Origin of the sequence: Bacillus pretiosus, from assembly GCF_051294775.1 — a bacterium.
GTDB classification, from domain to species: Bacteria; Bacillota; Bacilli; order Bacillales; family Bacillaceae_G; genus Bacillus_A; species Bacillus_A wiedmannii.
In genome coordinates this window covers 1-312 of the sequence record NZ_JBPPHF010000140.1, presented here as the reverse complement: position 1 = coordinate 312, position 312 = coordinate 1, and the positions used below count along the sequence as shown (strand labels likewise).

1 pseudogene is annotated in these 312 nt (G+C 33.0%); it reads left to right on the top strand.

Going from position 1 to position 312, the window contains the following annotated elements:
- A pseudogene (locus tag ACSG5Z_RS30210) lies at nt 1–312 on the top strand (hypothetical protein); the annotation flags it as partial.

Sequence of the window (312 nt, the reverse complement as noted above, 5' to 3'; positions counted from 1 at the left end):
AGCTTACTATATCCAATTAAATCGTATGTGAGTATGGATGGGATTACATATTCCCGAAATACAATTCAAAACTCCATTCATCACAATAAGACTATTGATGTATATAATCGCGATAACATAAAATCGATGCGTGAGTATACGAAAGAAGAGCGTGACACACAAATTGCTGCGCAAGTAGATAACTTAAGTAGAGAGATTTATGGCGGGAATTATGAGTATCAATATATGAAGGAAATATTAGGAAGTGTAAAAACTCATAATCCGAATACAAAGTTTTATATTTTTACAACTCCTGTTTCAGAGCCATTGTTC